Source organism: Saccharomonospora iraqiensis subsp. iraqiensis, assembly GCF_000430445.1.
GTDB classification, from domain to species: domain Bacteria; phylum Actinomycetota; class Actinomycetes; order Mycobacteriales; family Pseudonocardiaceae; genus Saccharomonospora; species Saccharomonospora iraqiensis.
Genome location: NZ_KE387090.1, coordinates 90255 through 94474 on the forward strand (window position 1 = coordinate 90255; position 4220 = coordinate 94474).

General features: G+C 74.2%; 3 protein-coding genes. All 3 read right to left on the reverse strand.

Annotated elements, in window-relative coordinates:
- On the reverse strand, positions 1-2719 hold a 2719-nt coding region (locus ACTIR_RS23110), incomplete at its 3' end, for a bifunctional acetate--CoA ligase family protein/GNAT family N-acetyltransferase (protein WP_034239723.1).
- 47 nt (positions 2720-2766) lie between these two features.
- Entirely contained in the window at positions 2767-3939 is a 1173-nt protein-coding gene (locus ACTIR_RS0112660; protein WP_026454566.1) for an acetoin utilization protein AcuC, read from the reverse strand.
- A gap of 11 nt (positions 3940-3950) precedes the next feature.
- The coding region (locus ACTIR_RS0112665) for a sulfurtransferase (RefSeq protein ID WP_026454567.1) at positions 3951-4220 on the reverse strand (270 nt) is incomplete at its 5' end.

The following is a 4220-nucleotide window of genomic DNA, read 5'->3' on the forward strand; positions in this document are numbered from 1 at the left end:
CGCGCACCTCGGGAAGGTCCTCGGCCAACGCCGCCACCCGGAGCACGAGATCGTCGAGTGCGGCCAGGTCGGCGGGCTCGTCCCCGCGGTACCCGGTGAGCAGCGGCGCGGTGCGCGGCTCGCGCACCAGGTTCCGCGCGTCCACGTCGGTCAGCGGCACCGCCCGGAACGCCTGGTCCCCCAGCAGCGAACTCACCACGCCGGAGAGCCCGAAGGAGACCAGCGTGCCGAACGAGGGGTCGTCCCGCAGTCCGATCGCGCACGACACCCCCTTGGGGGCCATCCGCTGCACGTACACGTCCCCGCTGCCGGAGACCTCGCGCAGGTCCCGGTACCCGACGCGCACCGAGTCCTCGGAGGTGAGGTCCAGCCGCACCCCGGCCAGGTCGGGGCGGTCGCGCAGGCTGTCGTCGAACGCCTTCAGCGTCACCGGGTAGCCGAGCCCGGCCGCGGCCGTCACCGCGTCGTCCTCGGAGCCGACCACGCGGAACGGCACCACACCGATCCCGTAGCAGTCCAGCAGCCGCACCATGGCGTCCTCGGGCATCCGCACCGGCCGTCCGTCGCCGTCCCCGGGGCCGCCCTGCTCGCGCACGGTGTCCTCCGTGTGCTCCCGCACGGTGCCCTCCGCGTGCTCGCGCACGGTGCCGTCGGCGTGCTCCCGCACGGTGCCGTCGGCGTGCTCCCGCACGATGGCCTCCGCGCCCGCGACGTCCAGCCCGTCCGGGCGCACCACCGTCCCCTGCGGCCGCTGTCGCCAGCCGGCGTAACGCACGACCCGGGCCAGCGAGTTCACCGCCCGTTCGGGGCTGGGGTACGACGGGATCGAGCCGAAGGTCGGAGCACCGTCCGGCCCGGTGACCGCCAGCTCCGCGGGCACCCCCTCGGCGGCGAGGAACGTCGACACGATCGGTTTGGCCCATCCGGCGGGGTCCTCGCCGACCGAGTCCCGCAGCGCGCGGGCGTAGGCCGTCCCCGGGGTGGCGACCGGCGGCACGAACACCACCACGAGCGCGTCCACCTCCTCCGACTCCAGCGCACGGCCGACCGCGGCGGCGAACGCCTCCGGCGGGGCCTGGGACCCGATGTCCACCGGCTCCATCCCGAGCCGCAGCCCCTGCGCCCGGGCCGTGTCGGCGGCGAGCATCCCGATCGCGCTCGAGTTCCCGACGATCGCGATCCGCGCACCCCGGGGCAACGGCTGGTGGGCGAACACGAGCGCGGTATCGAACAGCTGCGCCAGCGTGTCCACGCGCACCACCCCGGCCTGGTCGAACAGCGCCTGCACACTCGACTCGTCGATCTCGGTGGACGTGGCCGCCAGCTGGGGGCGCACGGCGTGCCTGCCCGACTTCACCGCGACCACCGGCTTGCTGCGCGCGATCCGGCGGGCCAGCCGGGCGAACTTGCGCGGGTTGCCGAACGACTCCAGGTACAGCAGCACCACGTCGGTGTGCGGATCGGTCTCCCAGTACTGGAGCAGATCGTTGCCGGAGACGTCGGCCCGGTTGCCCGCGGAGACGAACGTGGACAGGCCCAACCCCCGCGCCTCGGCGTCGGCGAGGATCGCGATGCCCAACGCCCCGGACTGGCAGAAGAACCCGGTGCGGCCCCGGCGGGGCAGCGAGGGGGCCAGCGTGGCGTTGAGCCGGACACCCGGATCCGCGTTGAGCACGCCGAGCGCGTTCGGCCCGACGACCCGCATCCCGTGCGCGCGGGCCTCGCGGACGAGCCGGAGCTCGGCGTCGGCACCGTGCGGCCCGGTCTCGGCGAACCCGGCCGACACGATCACCAGCGCCTTCACCCCCTTGGCCAGCGCCGCGTCCAGAACCTCCTCGACCTGTCCGGCGGGGACGGCCACCACGGCGAGATCGACCGGATCGGGGATCTCGGTCACCGAGGCGTAGGCGCGCACCCCGCGCACCGACCCGTGCTCGGGATTGACGGGATAGACCGGGCCGGTGAAGTCGGCCGAGAGGAGGTTGCTCAGCACCGCGTAGCCGATCTTCGTGGGATCGGTGGAGGCACCGATCACGGCGACCGAACGGGGGTGCAGCAGGTTGTGCACGCTGCGCGCCTCGGCGGCCTGCTCGCGGGCACGGGCCACCGCGACCGACTCCTCGGTGGGGTCGATGTCGAACTCCAGGTGCAGCAACCCCTCCTCGAAGGCCCGGCTGACCTGGTACCCGGCATCGCGGAAGACCCGGGTCATGGCCGCGTTCTCGGCCAGCACCTCGGCGACGAAGCGGCGCAGCCCCCGCTCCGAGGCGGCGGCCGCGAGGTGTTCCAACAGGATCGACCCCAGGCCCCGCCCCTGGTGCGCGTCGTCGACGACGAAGGCGACCTCCGCGGAGGCGCGGTCGAGCCGTTCGTACCGGCCCACGGCGACGATCTCGTCCCCGAGCACCGCCACGAACGCGACCCGGTCGTGGTGGTCGACCGTGGTGAACCGTTCGAGGTCCCGCGCCGGGATCCGGGGATAGGCGCCGAAGTAGCGCAGGTACCGCGTCCGTTCGGACAGCCGCGCGTGCAGGGCGACGATCCGGTCCGCGTCGCTCGGCACGATCGGCCGCAGGTGCACGGTCCCGCCGTCGCTGAGCACGACGTCGGCCTCCCAGTCGGCCGGATAGGCGAACGGGTCCGGTCCCCCGCCGGTGTCCGCGGGCCCCCGCTCCGTTCCGGACCCACCGGACTCCGGCTCACCGCCGCTGTTGTTCATCGTCGACGCCCCTCCTGCCCGACGGTCGGCGTTGGTTACGCCCCGTCCTAGTCCCGTGGATCATCCGGGTCGAGGCCGTACGACGGGAAGACCGCGCGCCGGGTCTCCCGCACGGCGACGTCCACCGGGTCGTCGTCCCCGTCCCCCCACGGGGAGAACGAGTCGGCGCCCCCGTCGGTCATGGTGCCGGGCAGGGCCGCGTTCGGGGCCTTCTCCCGCACCTGCTCCGCCCACGTGGCGGGGACCGGCGTCGTCGGGGCGACGTCCCGGTCCAGCACGGTGGCGAGCAGGTGCGTCCACGAGCGGGGGACCACCCGGATGAGCTGGTACCCGCCACCGCCGACGGCCAGCCACCGGCCGTCGGCGTGCGTGTCGGCCAGCTCCCGCAGGGTCCGGTAGATCCGGCGGTGACCGTCCACACTCAGGGACAGGTCCGCCAACGGGTCCTCGGCGTGCGAGTCGACGCCGCACTGCGTGATCAGGATCTGCGGACGGAACCGTTCGAGCACCGAGGGCACCACGGCGTGGAAGGCACGCAGCCAGCCCGCGTCCCCCGTGCCGGGCGGCAGCGCCACGTTCACGGCGGTCCCGTCGGCCTCGCCCGCGCCGGTCTCGGCGGCGTAGCCCGTCCCCGGGAAGAGGGTGAACGGGTGCTGGTGCAACGACACCGTGAGCACGCGGGGGTCGTCGTAGAAGGCCGCCTGTACCCCGTCGCCGTGGTGCACGTCGGTGTCCACGTAGGCGATGCGGTCGAAACCCTGGTCCAGCAGCCACGAGACGGCCACCGCACAGTCGTTGTAGACGCAGAACCCGGAGGCGTGGCCCGGCATCGCGTGGTGCAGGCCCCCGGCGATACCGACCGCACGCGCCGCACGGCCCTCGACCAGGCACCGCGCCCCGAGCAGGGTGGACCCGACCACCAGCGCCGAGGCGTCGTGCATGTCGGGAAACACCGGGTTGTCCGGCGTGCCGAGTCCGTGGCCGACGTCGTGGCCGGCCATCGGCGCCTGCCGGACCGCCTCGACGTAGTCGGGGGTGTGCGCCCGCACCAGCTCGTCCTCCCCGGCCGGGTCCGGGGCCAGCAGGGGTACGTCGTCGAGCACCCCGAGCGCGGTCGCCAGGCGCACCGTGAGGTCGAGCCGGACCGGGTTGAACGGATGGTCGTCCCCCAGGTCGTAGGCGAGCAGGGCGGGATCCCAGACGACGGCCGAGGAGGGCATGGGCACCGACCCTATCCGGGATCGCCTCCGGTGACAGCCACCCGCCGGGGATCGGCCGACCAGTTCGACCACGACCCGGCGTACAGCGCCGCCGGTTCCGGGTGCCCCGCGAGTTCGAGGGCGAGCACCACCGAGCAGGCGGTGACCCCGGAACCGCAGTACGCACCGACCGGGGTACCGGGCGTGACGCCGAGGTCGCGGAAGTGCCGTGCCAGCGCCTCCGGGGTCCGCCAGCGGCCGTGCCCGTCGACGTGCGCGGCGAACGGGGCGTTGCGGGCGCC